The sequence below is a fragment of the Mesorhizobium sp. M0938 genome (assembly GCF_040319125.1).
GTDB lineage: Bacteria > Pseudomonadota > Alphaproteobacteria > Rhizobiales > Rhizobiaceae > Mesorhizobium > Mesorhizobium robiniae.
The window spans coordinates 201,017-219,441 of sequence record NZ_JAMYNS010000008.1 but is presented as its reverse complement, the minus strand read 5'-3'; the positions used below and the strand labels follow the sequence as shown (position 1 = coordinate 219,441).

The following is an 18,425-nucleotide window of genomic DNA, read 5'->3' as shown; positions in this document are numbered from 1 at the left end:
AAGAACTCCATTCACACTTGACCCTTGCACCCAAGAGATTAGGGATCGCGGCCGGAAAAGACGAGTCATTTGTCGGGGTGCGCCCCGCAACCGGAGACAGCATTTGCAACGACCCGAAATAGCGGCGGGGCTGCCGGCCGACATCGAACAGAAGAAGATGAAGGCGCGGCTGTGGTTCGAGACGTTGCGCGAGCGCATCTGCGCCACTTTCGAGCAGATCGAGCGGGACCTGCAGGGGCCGCAGGCCTCATGGTCGCCCGGCCGCTTCGAAAAGACGCAGTGGGAGCGCGACGCCGGCAAAGGCGGCGGCATCATGTCGATGATGCGTGGCCGCGTCTTCGAGAAGGTCGGCGTCCACACCTCCACCGTCTATGGCGAGTTCTCGCCGGAGTTCAGGAAGCAGATGCCGGGCGCCGAAGAAGACCCGCGCTTCTGGGCAAGCGGCATTTCGCTGATCGCCCATCCCTGGAACCCCAACGTGCCGGCCGTGCATATGAACACCCGCATGGTCGTCACCTCGCGCCACTGGTTCGGCGGCGGCGCCGACCTGACGCCGGTGCTCGACCGCCGCCGCACCCAGGACGACCCGGACACGGTTGCCTTCCACCGCGCCATGCAATTCGCCTGCGACAAGCATCCGGCGGTGGCCGACCACGCGAAATTCAGGGCCTGGTGCGACGAGTACTTCTATCTGCCGCACCGCAACGAACCGCGCGGCACCGGCGGCATTTTCTTCGACTGGCTGCATTCGGACGAGGACAGAGGCGGCTGGAACGCCGATTTCAACTTCGTCCAGGATGTCGGGCGCGCTTTTCTCGTCGTCTACGGGCATCTGGTGCGGGCCAATTTCAACGATAACTGGACCGACGGCGATCGCGAAGAACAGCTGATCCGCCGTGGCCGCTATGTCGAATTCAACTTGCTTCACGATCGCGGCACCATCTTCGGGCTGAAGACCGGCGGCAACGTCGCCTCGATCCTGTCCAGCCTGCCGCCAGAGGTGAAATGGCCGTAAACTCTCGGTGAGTTGGACGTGAGCCGCAATCAGGTCCAAATCGCTGGATTCTGGCAGCGAATGTGGCACAGAGAATATCTTTTTCGTCTAATATCCCTTTGAAAAAACAGGGCTATTTTTCGCTTCGGGCCGGGAAGCGCCGGCGGTTCTCGCCTCCTCCAGAACCGCGACTCGACGCGACCGGACGGCCTAATGATTGAGTGAGGCACCTTTTTAAGTGCCCTCATTTTCCAGGAGAGCATGCCATGCGCAAGCTTATTATGTCGGCTGCGGCTGTTGCCGTTCTTGCCTCTGGTGGCGCTGCCTTCGCAGCGGTCAAGCACACCACGGGCACAGTCAAGGTCTATGATGGAACGGCTATGAGCCTTGTTCTGGATGACGGATCCACCTTTACGCTGCCCAAGGCCTTCAAGGATCCTGGCCTAAAGGTCGGCGAAAAGGTTCGCGTTTCGTGGGACATGAGCGGCAAGGGCAAAATTGCCGAGGCAGTCAGGATCGTGAAGTGACGGCCTGCCCACTGAGGCAAGACGAGGTCTTGCCTCCAGAGCAAGACACCGTCTTGTCTCCGGGGTAGTGTAAGAAGGCGGAGCAGCGCTGCTCCGCCTTTTCGGTCGTGCGGCAACCAAAACCACTCGATCGTGTTATGCTTGCTCGGCCAGCGTATGACCCGAATACCGATACCGGTTTTCGACAGGGATCATGCGTCGATCAAAGGTGCTGGAGCTTCCGCATTCAGCGAGTGCGCGGCGCTCCGAGGAGGAAAAGGAGAAATCCGATGAAGGAATTCCACTGCGGCTCGCTCGTTCCGGGATGTGACTGGCATACGCGCGCCGAAGAGGAAGCTGAAGTCATGCGTCGTGCGGTCGAGCACATGCGCGAGACGCATGGCGAGACGATCATCCGCGAGACGATGATCGAAGCCATCCGTTCGCGCATCGAAAAGGCCCGCGACGCGGCTTGATTTGTTTAACTTTCGAGTGCTTCTGCGGCGCGCCCGAGGAGCGCGCCGCGATCCAGCGCAAAGCCGGACTCGATCCACTCGTTTTCCAGATTTTTCAAGGTTGCGCCGAGTTTCGGCCCGGGCGACGCGCCAAGCGTCGTCAGATCGACGCCCTTGAGCGGAAAATCGGGCTTTTTCCATTTTCCGGCAAAGGCCAGCAGGCGCGAGAAGCCGCCGGCTTCGAGCAGCGCGTCATTGTCCTCGATCGCGCGGGCTCGAGCGGAAGCGAGCGACAGCCGCAAACGATCGACAAAGCCCTGATGATCGCCACGATAAAGCCGTTTTGCGAGTTCCGCCTCGGTCGTCTTCGGCTCGACAGGTGCTGTCAGCGCCCACTGCCTGAGACGGCCGGCTTGGCTGACCGAGAATCTCAGCCGCTCGGTGAGCGTCTTCATTCGCGCGGCGTCCGGCGGCACGATCGCTTCCAGCCTGAGCAGTGGGTCCGGCGTCCAGCCCAGATCCTTTTCGGCCCTGGTCAGCGCATGGATCGCATCGATGCCCCATTTCTCGCTTTCCGGCAGAACGCTGGTGAGCACGCTGGCCTGGCGCATCCACAGCAAGGCGCGCGATGGATCGGGCGCCGACAGCAGCTTCTTCAGCTCGGACCAGACGCGCTCGACCGAAAGTTGGCTGAGCCCCTCCTTGAGCCGGGCGCAGGCCTTCAGCCCTTCGGCATCCGGCCGGCCGTCGCCATACCAGGCGAAGAAGCGGAAAAAGCGCAGGATGCGCAGATAATCCTCGCGGATACGCGCCTCCGGATCGCCGATGAAGCGAAGCCGGCGCGCCTCGATGTCGGCAATGCCGCCGACCAGGTCGACAACCGTGCCATCGGCCTCAGCATAGAGTGCGTTGATAGTGAAATCGCGCCGTTCCGCGTCGGCCTTCCAGTCGCGCCCGAACGACACTTTTGCCCGCCGCCCGTCGGTCTCGATATCGGCACGCAGCGTGGTCACCTCGAATGGCTTCCCGCCGGCGACAATCGTGACGGTGCCGTGCTCGATGCCGGTCGGCACGGCCTTGAAGCCCGCCGCCTCGGCGCGGCGGATAGTCTCATCAGGCAGGCAAGTGGTGGCGATATCGACGTCGGCGACCGGCTGGCCGATGAGCGCATTGCGCACCGCGCCACCGGCGACACGCGCCTCCTCGCCGCCATCGGCCAGCGCCGCCAGCAGGCGCTGCAGGTGCTTTTCGCCGAGCCAGTCGGCTTTGCCCGCGAGCGACACCGCGCCGCTCACGTATAGAGCCTTTCATAGAGCGTGCGGATGATGCCGGCGGTGACGCCCCAGATGCGCTGGCCGTCATAGGGCATCTCGTAGAAGAACCATTCCAGGTCGTTCCACATGCGGCTGTCGCGGCCATGGTTGGCGGGATCCATCAGGAAGCGCAGCGGCACTTCGAAGGCGGCATCGACCTCTTCGGAATTCAGCGTCAGTGAAAAACCCGGCCGCACGATCCCCAGCACCGGGGCGATGCGATAGCCGCTGCCGGAGACATAATCGGGCATGCGGCCGATGATCTCGATCTGGTCCTGGCCGAGCCCGATCTCCTCGAATGTCTCGCGCAATGCCGCCGCCTCCGGGCTCGGATCGGTGGGGTCGATCGTGCCGCCGGGAAAAGCCACCTGCCCCGAATGGTTGCGCAGCTTTTCCGCCCGTTTGGTCAGCAGAACCGTGGCATCGCGTCCATGGTCGACCACCGGGATCAGCACGGCGGCATCGCGCAATGCCTTCGCCAGCTTCAACCGCGGATGGCCGGGATTGAAGCGATGGTCGCCATAATCGTCGGCGGCATGCGCCAGCGGCTGTGCCGCGACACGTGCGCGAAAATCCCAGGCGGAAAACGGCGCCCGCGTCACTTGGTCCATAGCGTCACCTGGTCCATCGTACGCTGCCCATCATGCGCTCAGCCGCTGCAGTTTTTCCGCCGTCATGATCGGATAGACCACGCCCTTCGAGCGGACGGCAAACATCCTTCTGCCGCCGACGTCGATCTCTTCGCCATGCCCGACCAGTTCGTACATGACCGGCCGCGCCACCAGCGCCTCCAGCCGTCCGCGCACCAGCACATAGGGTTTCAGACCACCCGTCGCGTCCTCGTCGACGAAGCGCAGCGGATGGTCCGGACCGGCCTCGACCACGTCGCCGACATTGGTGCGGAAGGTGATGACTTGGCCATCGGCGGTGCCGCAAACATCCATCTCGACGGCGATGAAAGGCGCGTCGACGACGCGGATGCCGACCCTTTCGACCGGCGTCACCAGATAGGTCTTGCCGTCTTCGTCCTTGCGCAGCACGGAGGAAAACAGCTGCACCAGCGGCATACGGCCGATCGGCGTGCCCTGGTAGAACCAGGTGCCGTCCTGCCTGATCTCCATGTCGAGATCGCCGCAAAAGGCTGGATTCCAGCGCTCCACCGGGGCCGGCCCCTTGCCCGCGCGGGCGGCACGCGAGATCAGCGCCTCCAGTCCGCGCGCCTCGGTGGCGGCCGTCAAACTCTCTTCACGATCCTCGGCGCGTTCCGTCATGGTCACGAAATAGTCACTGTTGTTCCGCTTGTCAGCCTAAGTCTGTGATTTAAATTCAAAGACAGGCGCCATGCGAGGCCGAATCGCGGCATTCTGCGGCGTCGAGGGTGCAAGCCGGTATTTCCAACGAGAAGGATCGATGCTGCATGAGCGTGATGATCAAGGAAAGCCCGATCAGCGAAAAGGACATGATCGCCCAGGCCGAGACGGCGCTGGCCGACATTTCCAGGGTTCGCGACGGTGTCGGCCGCGTCATCTTCGGCCAGGAAAGCGTAGTCGAACGCACGCTGGTGGCGCTGCTGGCCGGCGGCCATGCTCTGCTCGTCGGCGTGCCCGGCCTCGCCAAGACCAAGCTGGTCGAGACACTGGGCATCGTGCTCGGCCTCGATTCCCGCCGCATCCAGTTCACGCCCGACCTGATGCCGTCCGACATTCTTGGCTCCGAGGTGATGGAGCAGGATGAATTCGGCAAGCGTTCCTTCCGCTTCATCTCCGGGCCGATCTTCGCGCAGCTGCTGATGGCCGACGAGATCAACCGCGCCTCGCCGCGCACTCAGTCGGCGCTGCTGCAGTCGATGCAGGAATACCACGTCACCATCGCCGGTGCTCGCCACGACCTGCCGGCGCCCTTCCATGTGCTGGCGACGCAGAATCCCCTGGAGCAGGAAGGTACCTATCCGCTGCCCGAGGCGCAGCTCGACCGCTTCCTGATGCAGGTCGACATCCTTTATCCCGAAATCGAGGCGGAGCGCCGCATTCTTCTGGAAACCACCGGCATTGAGGACGCCAAGGCGCAGAACGTGCTGCAGCCGGCGCGGCTGAAGGAGATCCAGACCTTGATCCGCCGCATGCCGGTGCCGGAAAGCGTCGTCGAGGCGATCCTCCAGCTGGTGCGCTCGGCGCGCCCCGGCCAAGGCAACGCCGAGACCGACAAGCACGTCGCCTGGGGCCCGGGCCCGCGCGCCAGCCAGGCGCTGACGCTGTGCGCCCGTGCCCGCGCCCTCTACGACGGACGGCTGGCGCCGTCGGTCGACGACATCAGAGCGCTGGCCGAGCCGGTGCTGCAGCACCGCATGGCGCTGACCTTTGCCGCCCGTGCCGAGGGCACGACCGTGCGCGACGTGGTGGCGAAACTGGCAAAAGGCATCTGATGGCGCGTATTGGCGAGGCCCAGGCACCGGCAGCGACGCGTGACGCGCTCGCCCGCGGCCGGTTGCGGGCGTCGCTGGTGCCTGACCTGCTGGTCGAGGCGCGCCGCATCGTCAACACGGTGATCGCCGGCTGGCACGGCCGCCGCAAACGCGGCATCGGCGAGAATTTCTGGCAGTTCCGGCCCTATGTCGAAGGCGATTCCTCGCGTATCGACTGGCGCCGCTCGGCCCGCGACGATCACATTTATGTGCGCGACCGTGAATGGGAGGCCGCCCATACAGTGTGGCTGTGGGCCGATCCATCGTCCTCGATGCTCTACAAATCGACCGGAGCCACTGTCTCGAAGGAATCCCGCGCGCTGGTGCTGGCGCTGGCCATGGCCGAACTGCTGTCGCGCAGCGGCGAGCGCATCGCCTGGCCCGGACTGACAGATCCGTTCACCGCCCGCAACGGCGCCGAACGTATCGCGGCGCAACTCACCCATGCCGGCGAATTGCCGGCTAAGCCCGACCTGTCCGCCATCCGCCGCTTCTGCGACATCGTCATCGTCAGCGATTTCCTCGATCCGGTCGAGGACACGATTGCCTGGCTCGACGTGCTCGCCCGCCACGGCGTGCGTGCCCATCTGATCGAGGTCGCCGACCCGGCCGAGGAGAGGTTTCCCTATGCCGGCCGCACCGAATTCACCGATCCCGAGACCGGCGACAAGCTGACCGCTGGCCGGGCCGAAACGCTGGGCGATGAATACCGCCTGCTTTACACCGCCCGTCGCCAGGAGCTGACCGACTGGTGCAAGCGGCTCGGCTGGAGCTTCACGGTCAACCATACCGACCGTCTCGCCTCCGAAGCGCTGGTGCGCGTCCATATGGCGATGACCGTCGATGGCAGCTCCGCCGGGAGGATCCGCGCATGAGCTGGCTGCCGCTCTCTTTCGGGGCGCCGATGGTGCTGTGGGGCCTTCTGGCGCTGCCGGTGATCTGGTGGCTTTTGCGGTTCACGCCGCCCAAGCCGCAGACCGAGATATTCCCGCCCCTGAAGATCCTGGCCCGCGTGCTGAAGCGCGAGGAGACGCCGCAACAGAGCCCATGGTGGCTGACGCTGCTCAGGCTGCTGATGGCGGCCCTTATCGTTGCAGCACTGGCCGAACCTGTCTTCAACCCGCGTGAAAAACTGCCGGCCGAAGGCGCCGCCCTTGCGCTGGTGATCGATAATGACTGGGCAAGTGCCGCCGACTGGAGCCAGCGCGTCGCCACGGCCGAACGGCTGATCGCCGATGCCAGCTCCAACGAGGTGCCTGTCATCATCGCCTTCACCGCCGAAAAGCCGAATGCCGAGATCGGCCCCTTCGATGCCGCCACCGCGCTCGACCGGCTGCGCGCGGCAAAGCCGCGGCCGATCCCGACCGACCGCCCTGCCGTCTACGCCCGCGTCGCGGCAACCCTGGAGAGTTTGCCGGGCGCCAGCGTCGCCGTGCTCGCCGATGGTCTGGCTGCGGAAGGCGACGAGGCCGCCTTCAACACGCTTTTGTCGAAGAACGCCGCCCGCGTCGTCTGGGCTGTCTCCGACCGGCCTGACTTGATCGGCCTGACCGGCGCCGACAATCAGGTGGACGGCTTCGAGCTGACAGCCATCCGCGCACCGGGCGATCCGGCGCCGGCTCAAGTGACGGCCGGCGCTTTCGACGACAAGGGCCGCCGCATCGCCGACGCCACGCTGACCTTCTCGCCTGGCGAATCCGCCGCCACCGGCACGATGGCGGTGCCGTTCGAACTGCGCAACGATTTCGCCTCGATTACGCTCGACGGCCAGCGGCAGGCCGGCGCCGTCCGCGTGCTCGACGAGAATTCCAAGCGCCGCCGCGTCGGGTTGCTGTCGCAGGCCGAGGCCGACCAGGCGCAGCCGCTTCTGTCGCCGCTCTATTATATCAGACGCGCGCTGCAGCCCTTCGCCGATCTGGCTGAGCCGTCGAGCGCCGACCTCGCCGACGCCATCCCGCAACTGCTCGATCAGAAGCCGGCGATGATCGTGATGGCCGATATCGGCACCATTCCTGAGCAGGTGCGGCAAAGGCTGGTCGACTGGGTCGACAATGGCGGCACACTGGTGCGGTTCGCCGGCTCGCGGCTGGTCGCCGCCGGCAATGATGACGACCTGCTGCCGGTCAGGCTGCGCACCGGCGAGCGCTCGCTCGGTGGCGCGCTGTCGTGGACGACGCCGCAGCCGGTCACTGATTTCCCGAAGACCGGCCCCTTCGCCGACCTCGCTCCGCCCGCCGAGGTCACCGTCACCAGGCAGGTGCTGGCCGAACCGACGCCAGATATCGTCGAGCGCACCTGGGCGACGCTTGCCGACGGCACGCCGCTGGTGACCGGGATGAAGAAGGGCAAGGGCACGCTCGTCCTGTTCCATGTCACGCCGGAGGCAACCTGGTCGAACCTGCCGATCTCCGGCAGCTTCGTCGAGATGCTGCGCCGCATCGTGCAATTGTCCCGCAACCAGGGCGCTGCGGTCGCCAATGCCGAGGCCGCGGCCGCCTCGCTGGCGCCCTACCGCATGATATCAGCCGACGGCGCGCTGGTGCCGCCGACGCCGGATGCGCGGCCGCTGGTGCCGGGTGCCGGCCCGCTGCCGGTGACGTTCGAAAACCCGCCCGGCCTGTACGGCTCCGAAACCGGCGTCTTCGCCCACAATCTGCTCAATGCCGAAAGCAGCTTCGCACCGCTGGTCCGTCCTCAGATCACCGTGCCGGTCACCACCATCCAGTACGCTTTCGACGAATCGCAGAATTTGAAGGGCCCGCTGGTGGCGGCAGCCCTTTTGCTGATGGTGCTCGACACGCTGGCCGTATTTTGGATGGGCGGCCTGTTCTCGCGCCGGCCGCGCCGCGCCCGCACTGCTGCCGCAACCACCGCCGCCCTGATGATTGCGCTCGGCGCCCTGGTCGGCCACGCCGACATCGCCCGCGCCGACGATGCCAAACCTGGCGACGAGCGGGCGATCGAGGACATCTCCAAGACCCGGATCGCTTATGTGCAGACCGGCGAGCGGAGCGTCGATTCGATCAGCCAAGCCGGGCTGGAGGGCCTGACCCGCTTCCTGATCGAGAAAACCGCGCTCGAGCCGGGGGCGCCGGCCAGCGTCGATATCTCGAAGGACCAGCTATCCTTCTATCCGCTGATCTACTGGCCGATCGACCCTGCCGCACCGATGCCGAGCCAGGCCGCGATCGCCCGTGTCGACGCCTATATGCAGCAGGGCGGCACGGTGCTGTTCGACACGCGCGACGAGTTCGCCACCGGCATCGGCGCGGATTCGGCCAGCCCGGCGACAGAGCGGCTGCGCGACATCCTCGGCAATCTCAACGTACCGCCGCTGGAACCGGTGCCGTCGGATCATGTGCTGACCAAATCCTTCTACATCCTGCCTGAGTTTCCCGGACGCTTTGCCGGCAGCCCGCTCTGGGTCGCGGCGTCGCTCGAAGCCAGCAACACCGAGAACCGTCCGGTGCGCACCGGCGACGGCGTCTCGCCGATCATGATCACCGCCAATGATTTCGCCGGCGCCTGGGCGGTCGACGAGAATGGCGATCCGCTTTTGCCGACCGTGCCGTCGGATCCGATGCAGCGCATTTATGCGCTGCGCGCCGGCGTCAACATCATGATGTACATGCTGACCGGCAACTACAAATCCGATCAGGTGCATGTGCCGGTGCTGCTCGAACGGCTGGGGCAGTAAGCCATGAATTGGTCGCTCGCCTTCGAACCGCTCATCTCCTGGCCGTTGCTTGGCCTGGTGCTGGCGCCGCTGTTGCTGTTGGCACTGGTCGGCCTGTGGCTTCGCCAGCGCGGCGCGGTCTTCCGTTTCGCCGCGCTGCTGGCGCTGGGTGCGGCCCTGCTCAACCCTGTTGTTCTCGACGAGGAGCGCGAGGCGCTGAAAAGCGTTGTCGCCGTCGTCGTCGACCGCAGCCAGAGCCAGGACATCGGCGAGCGCACCAAGCAGACGGACGAGGCGCTGGCCGGGCTTCAGCAGCGCCTCGCCCGCTTCAAGCAGTTCGACGTCCGCGTCGTCGAGGCCGGCAAGTCGGAAGCCGCCGAGGAGCGCACCGAAACGCGGCTTTTCAGCGCGCTCGAAGGCGCCTTCCGCGACGTGCCGCCGTCGCGCATCGGCGGCGCCGTCATGATCACCGATGGCGAGGTGCATGACGCCCCCGCCGGCGCACCCGACTTCAACGCCCCGCTGCACGCGCTGATCACCGGCAACGACCAGGAAAAGGATCGCCGCATCCGCTTCGAGAATGCGCCGCGCTTCGGTCTGGTCGGCAAGCCGCTCGAAATGACCTATCGCGTCATCGGCACCAACAATGAGGCCGGCTCGGTCGATGTGCGCGTGTCGGTCAATGGCGAGCAGGTCTCGGTCGAGCAGGCCACCATCGGCCAGGCCATGCCGCTGCAAGTGACGATCCCCGGTGCCGGCCGCAACATCGTCGAACTCGCCATCGATCCAGAGCCCGACGAACTCACCGACACCAACAATCGCGCCATCGCGCTGATCGACGGTATCCGCGAGAATTTGCGCGTGCTGCTGGTCTCCGGCGAGCCGCATGCCGGCGAACGCACCTGGCGCAATTTGCTGAAATCCGACGCCTCGGTCGATCTGGTCCATTTCACCATTCTGCGGCCGCCGGAGAAGCAGGACGGTACGCCGATCAACGAATTGTCACTGATCGCCTTCCCGACGCGCGAACTGTTCGTCGAAAAGATCAAGGATTTCGACCTGATCATCTTCGACCGCTACCAGCATCGCGACGTGCTGCCGATCCTCTATTACGACTACATCGCCGAATATGTCGAAAAGGGCGGCGCGCTGCTGATCGCGGCGGGGCCCGAATATGCCGGCGAAAGCTCCATCGCCCGCACGCCTTTGATGTCGGCGCTGCCGGCGATGCCGACCGGCGAAGTCGTCGACAAGGCCTTCTATCCGCGCCTCACCGAGCTCGGCCAGCGCCATCCGGTGACGCGCGGGCTCGACGGCTCCGCCACCGAGCCGCCGCACTGGAGCCGCTGGTTCCGCACCATCGGCGTCGAGAACCCCGAGGGCGAGGCGGTGATGAAAGGGGCGGACGATCGCCCGCTGCTCCTGCTCGACCGCAAAGGGGAAGGCCGCGTCGGCATGTTCCTGTCCGACCAGGGCTGGTTATGGGCGCGCGGCTTCGAAGGCGGCGGCCCGCATGTCCAGCTCTATCGCCGCATCGCCCACTGGCTGATGAAGGAGCCCGAACTCGAGGAAGAGCGGCTGACCGCCGACGGCCGCGGCATGATGCTGGAATTCCGCCGCCAGACGATGAGCGACGACCCCGGCCCGGCCCAAATCATCACCCCGTCCGGCAAGGCGCTGACCGTCAAGCTGGAAAGAGCCGAGCCCGGCGTCTTCCTGGGCAGTATCGAGACCAACGAGATCGGCCTTTACCAGGTCGGCAATGGCGATCTGAAGGCGCTTGCCCATGTCGGCCCGGTCAATGCACCGGAATTCACCGACGTCATTTCCACCGAGAACCGGCTGAAAGCGCCGGCCGAGGCCACCGGCGGCAGCGTGCGCCGGCTGGCGCCATCCTCAGCCCTCGGCAACCTCACAGGCGGCGTGACGCTGCCCTCGGTCGTCCCGGTCCGCGCCTCGGGCGCGGCGACCGGCAACGACTGGATTGGCCTGCGCACCACCGACGACAGCGTGCTGAAGGCCGTCTCGCGCGTGCCGCTGTTCGGCGGCTTCCTCGGCCTCGGCCTGCTGCTTCTGGCATTGGGCTCGATGTGGTACCGCGAGGGGCGGTAGCGCGGAGGTTTATCCTTCTCCCACAAGGGGAGAAGGATAAAACGCCGCGCTACTCCTCCGGCTCGGCCGTGAACATCAGCGGATAGCCTTTGGCCTTGGCGGCATCGGTCGCCCGTGTCGCCTTGGTCTCGGCGACGTCCCTGGTGAAGACGGCGACGACGCAGACGCCGCGCTGGTGCGCGGTGATCATCACCCGCCGCGCCTGGTCTTCGCTCAGCTTGAATTCGCCCTTGAGCACCGTCACCACGAACTCGCGCGGCGTGAAGTCGTCATTCAGCAGGATGACCTTGTAGAGCTTCGGCCGTTCGATCTTCGGCTGTATTTTGGTGCGGGGTTTGGTGACGATCTCAGGCATCGGAACCGGCAATTGCGAGCGATAATTTCGCCTTATTCTGACATGGAGGAAAGCGGTCGTCTATTTTGAGCCGTGCACAAACCGCCTTCCGGCAGGCGCGGCCGTTCACAAGTCCGTGCCTATGTGGGAACTGCCGGCTGCCGTTCAACGGCTTGGCGCAGCGAAGCCCGGCAGGGATCGATGACTCGGCCGCAGACGTCGCCCATCTGCAACGAAAAGGAAGACCGCTCCAGGCGCATCGCAACTGGAGCGGTCTTCTTAGTGGACAAGAGATGTCGCTCGATCAGGCCTTCGGAGCTGCCTTGACAGCGTGCTTTTTGTGCTTCTTGACGGTCTTCTTGGCCGCGACCTTCTTGACGATCTTGGCCGGCGCAGCGGTCGTCGCAGTCGTCGCCGCCGCGGTCGTGCCTGCGGCATTGGCGCTGCCGACGCCGAGAACCGGCATCGAGAAGGCAAGCGCGATGGCGAGACCGAGAGCGGAGAGCAGGGACTTTTTCATGGCTTCGTTTCCTTTTGCTTGCAGATCGGGTTGAGGGTCACTGAACCGGGTCGTTCGGTGTCACTCCAAGCAGCTTCAAAGCGTTGGCGAGCATCCGGATGCCCTGTGCCTGTTTCTTATTGGCGCAGAACCGGTTGCCCTTTCTTTGAAGTGCCTTCGCCGCGGTGACCTGCGTTGCCGCGGCATGGGTTTCGAGGGCTTCGTCAAACTGACGGCTCAGGCTGCTGCAACGCTCGCTCCGGGTGATCGCCGCCTTTGTATCGGCGACCTTTGCATCGGTCACCTTTGCATAGGATTGTTCGACCGCGGCGGTGATAAGCGAGATGCCTAGCAACACACCCATCAAGCTGATCGAGAACCTTTGCATCGGTTTGTCCGTAATCCCTTAACGCGTGCTGCAGTCGATGACCTGACCGCCACGGCACCCCTTATGCCCTTGATTTTTTTCGGGAGTTTTTCCGAACTGTAGAATTTTGTTTCTGGATTGTTTCTGAGCGGCCCGTTCGGGCTCGCTTACCGTCACCGGCCAACATATGGCCTGAATTCTGTCGTGTGGGTGATGACCGAACGACGGTTTCGGCCACCAATGACGGCAGGGCTTCCAGTGAAATCCGACGCGCACATACTGATCGTCGACGACGACAAGGGCATTCGCGACCTGCTTCAGGAATTCTTCCGGAAACGGGGGCTGCACACGTCGGTCGCCGCCGACGGTACCGAGATGGAAGCCGTGCTGCGCCGTGCGCAGGTGGACCTTATGGTTCTGGACGTCATGCTGCCGGGAAAGAGCGGGCTGGAGCTTTGCCGCGATCTTCGTGCCAACTATGCGACGCCGATCATCATGCTGACCGCCGTCACCGAGACGACCGACCGGGTGGTCGGGCTGGAGATGGGCGCCGACGACTATGTGCCGAAACCCTTCGATCCGCGCGAACTGCTGGCGCGGATCCGCGCCGTGCTGAGGCGCAACGGCGCCGCCGAGCCGCGGCGGCCCACCTCGCGGCAGATCTACCATTTTGCCGGCTGGACGATGGACTGTTCGCGCCGCCGGCTGATGGCGCCGGGCGACGTCAGGGTCGAGCTGACCATGGCGGAGTTCAACCTGCTGCAGACCTTCGTCAAGAGCGCGCAGCGCGTGCTGAGCCGCGACCAGCTCATCGAACTGTCCGGCGGCGACAGCGGCTACAGCTTCGATCGCAGCGTCGACATTCTGGTCAGCCGGCTGCGGCGCAAGATGGAGGACGACCCGAAAACGCCGAAACTGATCCTGACCGTGCGCAGCGGCGGCTATCAGTTCCTGCCCGAGACGACCTCCGAATGAGACGCATCCTGCCGCAGACCCTGCCAGTCTGGGTTCTGCTCATTGTCATCGCTGGCCTGCTGATCAGCCAGATCACCACGCTTTACATCGTCTCGCGGGACCGTGCCGCCGCCAACGACGTGGTCGATCTCTACAGGCTCAATGACCGCGCCTTCTCGCTGGTGCAGTTGATGCATGCCGCCCCGCCCGAAGCGCGCAAGGCCACCGCGTCCGGCCTGTCCAACGCGACCTACGCGCTTACCGTTTCAGACACGCCCGCCGTCGCCTCGTCGATAGCGGGCGACGACGAACTGGCCGAACTGGAGGACATACTGGTCGGGCGGCTGGCGAAATTCGGCGTCACCGATGCACGGGTCCGGCGCGACCCGGCGACACGGGAAGCCGACGATAAGGGCGCGGTCCAGGGTCGCGATGTCGGCGAGGTCGAGCGTGACCTCCTGGTCCTGGCGGCCGACTTCGCCCAGAGCGACAAGCTGACAGCGTCGCTCCGCTTCGCCGACGGCCAATGGCTGAACTTCACCGAGCCGAACACACCGGTAGGACCCATATTGAGCTTCGACAGCCTGCCGCTCTATGCCTTGATCGCCGGACTGGTGGTGGCCACTTCGATATGGTCGCTGCGCCGGCTTACCGCGCCCTACCGGATGATGGAAACCGCGGTGAAACGGATCGGCAACGACCTGAAGAGCCCCCCGGTCGCCGAGACCGGCAGCCGCGAGATCCGCACAGCCGCAAAGGCGGTCAATGCCATGCAGGCCAGGCTGCGCGACTATGTCGAGGATCGCGAACATCTTGCGGCAGCACTCGCCCACGACCTGCGCACGCCGCTGACAAGAATGCGGCTGCGGCTCGAACTGCTCAGGAAATCGGCGGTTCGCGAGGCGCTGGCGCACGATCTCGCCGACATCGAAGACATTGCCAGCTCGGTTATCGACTTCGCCACCTTCGAGGTGACCGAGGAGAAGAGCGAACGGATCGATTTCTGGTCGCTCGTGGAATCGGTCGCCGACGGCTACGAAGAGGTTTCGATCGACAATGACGACACGCGGTCGCGCGGCCTCGTCTGCCTTGCGCGGCCGGTCGCGCTCAGGCGTTGCGTCACCAACCTCGTCCAGAACGCCGTGACCTATGGCAAGAAGGCGCATCTCAGCGTCCACCGGTCGGAAAGGACCATCACGCTGGCCATACGCGACGAGGGACCGGGCATACCGCAGGCCGAGCTTGACGCGGTGTTCGGCTCGTTCGTGCGCCTTGAACAGTCACGCAACCGCCAGACCGGCGGTCTCGGCCTCGGCCTGACCATCGCCCGCAACATCGCCCGTAGCGCCGGCGGCGAGGTCAGCCTGTCCAACCACCCCAGTGGCGGCCTGCTGACGGAGCTGAAATTGCCGCTGGCAACGTAGATGCGGCAGAGGAGAGCGAAGGAATGCGGCAGTTGGTTCTTTCTCTCCCCGAGAGAACAGCTACCGCCGCAACACTGCGCTCAGCACATCCCTGACACCGATGGCGCCGACGAAGCGCGACTGGTCGTCGAACAGTGCCACCGGTGCTGTCTGCGAGCGGTGCATGGCCAGCATCACGGTCTTCAGCGGGGTACCGGGATTGGCCCAGAACACCTGCGCCGTCTCCTCCGGCTGCGCCTCGACATCGGCGCAGGAAACCCAGAACGCCGGCTTGCCGTCGCGCTCGGCCGCCGCCACCAGCCCGTGCTCGTCGATCTTGAAACGCGTCGTCCTGCGGCGGTCGAGCCACACCCAGCCATCCTTGCCCTGTTCGAGATCGCGGCGGTCGCGCATCACGTTCCAGGCGGTCAGCACCGAAAGCGGATTCACATTGGCGATGAAGTCGCGGACATAGTCGTTGGCGGGGCGCAGCACGATGTCTTCCGGCGCGCCCGTCTGCACGATGCGCCCACCTTCCATGATGGTGATGTGGCTGCCGATCTTCAGCGCCTCCTCCAGGTCGTGGCTGACGAAGATGATGGTCTTCTTCAGCTCGGCCTGAAGCTGCAGCAACTCGTCCTGCAGCTTGGTCCGGATCAGCGGGTCGAGCGCCGAGAACGGCTCGTCCATCAACAGGATCGGCGCTTCGGTGGCGAACGCGCGTGCGAGGCCAACCCGCTGCTGCATGCCGCCGGAAAGCTCGTGCGCGTATTTCTTCGCCCACTGGTCGAGATTGACCAGTTTGAGCTGGCGATGCACGCGCTCCTTGCGCTCGGCTTCCGGAACGCCGGCGAGTTCGAGGCCGAGGCCGACATTCTCCTCCACCGTGCGCCACGGCAGCAGGCCGAACTGCTGGAACACCATCGCGACCTGCTTCTGCCGCAGCCGCCGAAGGGTCGCCTCGTCGCAGGTGACGACATCGACCGTCTTGTCGCCATCCTTGACCAGGACCTGGCCGCGCGAAACGACGTTCAGCCGGTTGACGGCGCGCAGCAGCGTCGACTTGCCGGAGCCGGACAGGCCCATGAGCACGGAAATTTCGCCTTCGTGCACGGTGAGGCTTGCCCCGGCGCAGCCCAGCACGTTGCCGGTCTTTTCGAGGATCTCGGCACGGGTGGCGCCGCTGTCGATCAGCGCGAGCGAGCCGGTCTGGTCGCTGCCGAAGACGATATCGACGTTCCTGAAATCGACGGCGACGGTCATTTCTTGCCTCCAACGCCAATGCGGGTCATCCGGTCGAGCACGATAGCCAGCACGACGATGGCAAGGCCTGCCTCGAGCCCGAGGTCGATCCTGCGCGAGCCGAGCGCCCGGTTGATCTCTGTGCCGAGGCCGCCGGCGCCGATAAGGGCCGCGAACACCACCATCGACAGCGACAGCATGATCGACTGGGTCAAGCCGGCCATGATGGTGGGCAGCGCGGAAGGCAACTCAACCTTCCAGAGCAGCTGGCGCCTGGTGGCGCCGAAGGCCTCACCGGCCTCGATGATCGACTTCGGCACCGAGGTGACGCCGAGATGGGTAAGACGGACCGAGGTCGGGATGACGAAGATGATGGTGACGATGAGGCCGGGCGCATTGCCGAGCCCGAACAAGGTCAGCACCGGGATCAGGTAGACGAAGGTCGGCAGCGTCTGCATCAGGTCGAGCACCGGCAGCATGATGCGGTAGACCTTCGGCTTGTGCGCCGCCCAGATGCCGAGCGGCACGCCGATCGCCATCGAGGCGGTGGCGGCGGCAACCACCAGCACCAGCGTCTCCACCGTCTGCTTCCACAGGTTCTGGTTGAGGATGAACAGCAATCCGAGGAAGACGGCGAGCGCCAGGCCCTTCGAACGCTGCAGGACATAGGCGAGCAAGGCGATCAGCGCGATGAGCAGGACGGGCGGCAACAGAAGAAGTCCGTCGACCATCCCGTCGAGCAGGAAATTGAGGCCGTTGGAAAACGCCCTGAGGACGGTGTTGAAATTGTCGGTGAGGAAGGTGAAGAAGGCCTTTCCCCAAGCACCTATGGGGATCTTGTAGCTGACCAGGAATTTGGAGATCGGATCCATCTAGCCCCTCTTCTATCGGCGCCGTCCTTGCCGGATGGTTATCTTGTCACAGGATATGAAAAAGGGCAGCCTTTTCCGAAAGGGCTGCCCTTGTTCTCATTATGCCGAATTCAAAGTTATCGGCTCAGCTTCCGAGCGCGGTCTTGACCGCCGCCGCCGCGTCGCCGCCGTCGAAAGTGGTCACGCCGGCGATCCAGGGGGTGACCGCATCCGGGTGCTTCTTCAGCCAGTCGGTCGCGGCCGTATTGGCGTCGCCGCCTTTCAGGATCGCGTCCATCATCTCGCCTTCCATATCGAGGTTGAACTTCAGATTGGCGATGAACTTGCCGGCATTCGGGCATTCGGCCGTGTAGCCCTTGCGCACATTGGTATGCACGGTGGCGGCGCCGAAGCCGCTGTCCCCCATACCGTCGAGATAGGTGATCTTCATGGCGCCCATCACCGGATGCGGCGTCCAGCCGAGGAAGGCGATCCACTCATTGTTCTTCATCGACTGCTCGGCCTGGGTGAGCATGCCGGCCTCGGAGGATTCGACCAGTTCGAAGCCTTCGAGATTGGCCGCCGGGTCCTTGATCATGTCGAGAATGATGCGGTTGCCGTCATTGCCGGCCTCGATGCCATAGATCTTGCCATCGAACTTGTCCTTGAACTTGCCAATATCGGTCAGCGTCTTGACGCCGGCGTCGGCGACATAGGTCGGCACGACGATACCGTAGCCGGCGCCGCTGAGGTTCTCGCTGACGGTCTCGACCGAGCCGTCGGCTGTGTACTCCTTGATGTCGTTGGTCATCGACGGCATCCAGTTGCCGAGAAAGACGTCGAGGTCCTTGTTCTTCAGCGACGCATAGGTCACCGGCACCGAAAGCTGGATCACCTCCGGCTCATAGCCGAGCGCGGTGAGCAGCACCGAGGCGACGCCGGTGGTGGCCTGGATGTCGGTCCAGCCGACATCGGAGAGACGCACCGTCTTGCAGCTTTCCGGATCGGCGGCGAGAGCTGCGCTGGTGGACAGGAAAGCCGCCAGGCCAAGGCCGGCGACGAAGGAATTGATACGCAACATGAAAATTCTCCCATTTTGATTCTTTGGCTAAGCGAAGTTACGGTTTTATCTCCGCTTTGTTTCGTCAGCCAAACACCATTCTGGTGCGGTTTCAAGCGATAAGGCAATCGCGACGAACGGCGCGGACTGGCCGATCAGCGACACGCTGCCTGCTGCTCCAGTGCTTTTGCGGTGTCC

18 protein-coding genes are annotated in these 18,425 nt (G+C 64.6%); 9 read left to right on the top strand and 9 right to left on the bottom strand.

The genetic code is table 11. The annotated features are described in order from the left end of the window. Positions 1-103 precede the first annotated feature (103 nt). The 3 genes from hemF to NKH73_RS16630 all read left to right on the top strand — a co-directional run bounded on the left by hemF (position 104) and on the right by NKH73_RS16630 (position 1,976). Positions 104-1,015, top strand: a complete 912-nt coding sequence (hemF, locus tag NKH73_RS16640) for an oxygen-dependent coproporphyrinogen oxidase (RefSeq protein WP_352933439.1) — start codon at positions 104-106, stop codon at positions 1,013-1,015. Between the two features lie 245 nt (positions 1,016-1,260). After that, positions 1,261-1,521 carry a DUF1344 domain-containing protein gene (locus tag NKH73_RS16635; protein WP_352933436.1) on the top strand — a complete coding sequence of 87 codons (261 nt, stop codon included), beginning with the start codon at positions 1,261-1,263 and terminating at the stop codon, positions 1,519-1,521. Between the two features lie 269 nt (positions 1,522-1,790). Beyond that, the gene (locus tag NKH73_RS16630; protein ID WP_027024449.1) at positions 1,791-1,976 is read left to right on the top strand and encodes a DUF1059 domain-containing protein; all 186 of its coding nucleotides are present in this window, start codon (positions 1,791-1,793) and stop codon (positions 1,974-1,976) included. Between the two features lie 5 nt (positions 1,977-1,981). Here NKH73_RS16630 and NKH73_RS16625 read toward each other — a convergent pair whose 3' ends face one another. From NKH73_RS16625 to NKH73_RS16615, 3 genes are read right to left on the bottom strand one after another with little or no spacing between them, the layout of a single operon-like run. After that, a complete protein-coding gene (locus NKH73_RS16625) occupies positions 1,982-3,250 on the bottom strand; it encodes a CCA tRNA nucleotidyltransferase (RefSeq protein WP_352933433.1) in 1,269 nt (422 codons plus the stop codon). Continuing rightward, entirely contained in the window at positions 3,247-3,879 is a 633-nt protein-coding gene (locus NKH73_RS16620) for a CoA pyrophosphatase (RefSeq protein ID WP_352933430.1), read from the bottom strand. Before NKH73_RS16620 ends, NKH73_RS16625 begins: the two co-directional genes overlap by 4 nt. 30 nt (positions 3,880-3,909) lie before the next feature. Continuing rightward, on the bottom strand, positions 3,910-4,539 hold the full coding sequence (locus tag NKH73_RS16615) for a DUF1285 domain-containing protein (protein ID WP_352933812.1): 630 nt from the start codon (positions 4,537-4,539) through the stop codon (positions 3,910-3,912). 146 nt (positions 4,540-4,685) lie between these two features. Here NKH73_RS16615 and NKH73_RS16610 point away from each other — a divergent pair, with 146 nt between their 5' ends. From NKH73_RS16610 to NKH73_RS16595, 4 genes are read left to right on the top strand one after another with little or no spacing between them, the layout of a single operon-like run. Continuing rightward, positions 4,686-5,690: an AAA family ATPase gene (locus NKH73_RS16610; protein ID WP_352933427.1), complete on the top strand. Its 1,005-nt coding sequence runs from the start codon at positions 4,686-4,688 to the stop codon at positions 5,688-5,690. Then, a complete protein-coding gene (locus NKH73_RS16605; protein WP_352933424.1) occupies positions 5,690-6,604 on the top strand; it encodes a DUF58 domain-containing protein in 915 nt (304 codons plus the stop codon). Before NKH73_RS16610 ends, NKH73_RS16605 begins: the two co-directional genes overlap by 1 nt. Next, a complete protein-coding gene (locus NKH73_RS16600; protein ID WP_352933421.1) occupies positions 6,601-9,426 on the top strand; it encodes a DUF4159 domain-containing protein in 2,826 nt (941 codons plus the stop codon). The genes NKH73_RS16605 and NKH73_RS16600 overlap by 4 nt, the downstream gene beginning before the upstream one ends. A 3-nt stretch (positions 9,427-9,429) precedes the next feature. Beyond that, positions 9,430-11,517: a hypothetical protein gene (locus NKH73_RS16595; protein ID WP_352933418.1), complete on the top strand. Its 2,088-nt coding sequence runs from the start codon at positions 9,430-9,432 to the stop codon at positions 11,515-11,517. 49 nt (positions 11,518-11,566) lie between these two features. Here the strand turns inward: NKH73_RS16595 and clpS are convergent, their stop codons facing one another. The 3 genes from clpS to NKH73_RS16580 form a co-directional block, all read right to left on the bottom strand. Further along, entirely contained in the window at positions 11,567-11,872 is a 306-nt protein-coding gene (clpS, locus tag NKH73_RS16590; protein WP_352933415.1) for an ATP-dependent Clp protease adapter ClpS, read from the bottom strand. Between the two features lie 283 nt (positions 11,873-12,155). Next, entirely contained in the window at positions 12,156-12,371 is a 216-nt protein-coding gene (locus tag NKH73_RS16585) for a hypothetical protein (protein ID WP_352933411.1), read from the bottom strand. Between the two features lie 37 nt (positions 12,372-12,408). After that, positions 12,409-12,738: a hypothetical protein gene (locus NKH73_RS16580; RefSeq protein ID WP_352933408.1), complete on the bottom strand. Its 330-nt coding sequence runs from the start codon at positions 12,736-12,738 to the stop codon at positions 12,409-12,411. A gap of 237 nt (positions 12,739-12,975) precedes the next feature. Here NKH73_RS16580 and NKH73_RS16575 point away from each other — a divergent pair, with 237 nt between their 5' ends. Further along, positions 12,976-13,692: a response regulator gene (locus tag NKH73_RS16575; protein ID WP_352933404.1), complete on the top strand. Its 717-nt coding sequence runs from the start codon at positions 12,976-12,978 to the stop codon at positions 13,690-13,692. Beyond that, positions 13,689-15,095 (top strand): ATP-binding protein, encoded by a 1,407-nt coding sequence (locus NKH73_RS16570; RefSeq protein ID WP_352933401.1) that lies wholly within the window; start codon positions 13,689-13,691, stop codon positions 15,093-15,095. Before NKH73_RS16575 ends, NKH73_RS16570 begins: the two co-directional genes overlap by 4 nt. A gap of 60 nt (positions 15,096-15,155) precedes the next feature. Here the strand turns inward: NKH73_RS16570 and choV are convergent, their stop codons facing one another. The 3 genes from choV to NKH73_RS16555 all read right to left on the bottom strand — a co-directional run bounded on the left by choV (position 15,156) and on the right by NKH73_RS16555 (position 18,248). After that, positions 15,156-16,337, bottom strand: a complete 1,182-nt coding sequence (gene choV / locus NKH73_RS16565; protein ID WP_352933398.1) for a choline ABC transporter ATP-binding protein — start codon at positions 16,335-16,337, stop codon at positions 15,156-15,158. Further along, complete coding sequence (gene choW, locus NKH73_RS16560; RefSeq protein WP_352933394.1) at positions 16,334-17,188, bottom strand: choline ABC transporter permease subunit; 855 nt, start codon at positions 17,186-17,188, stop codon at positions 16,334-16,336. Before choW ends, choV begins: the two co-directional genes overlap by 4 nt. 124 nt (positions 17,189-17,312) lie before the next feature. Next, positions 17,313-18,248, bottom strand: coding sequence for a choline ABC transporter substrate-binding protein (locus NKH73_RS16555; RefSeq protein ID WP_352933391.1), 936 nt, complete (start codon positions 18,246-18,248; stop codon positions 17,313-17,315). Between the last annotated feature and the right edge of the window lie 177 nt (positions 18,249-18,425).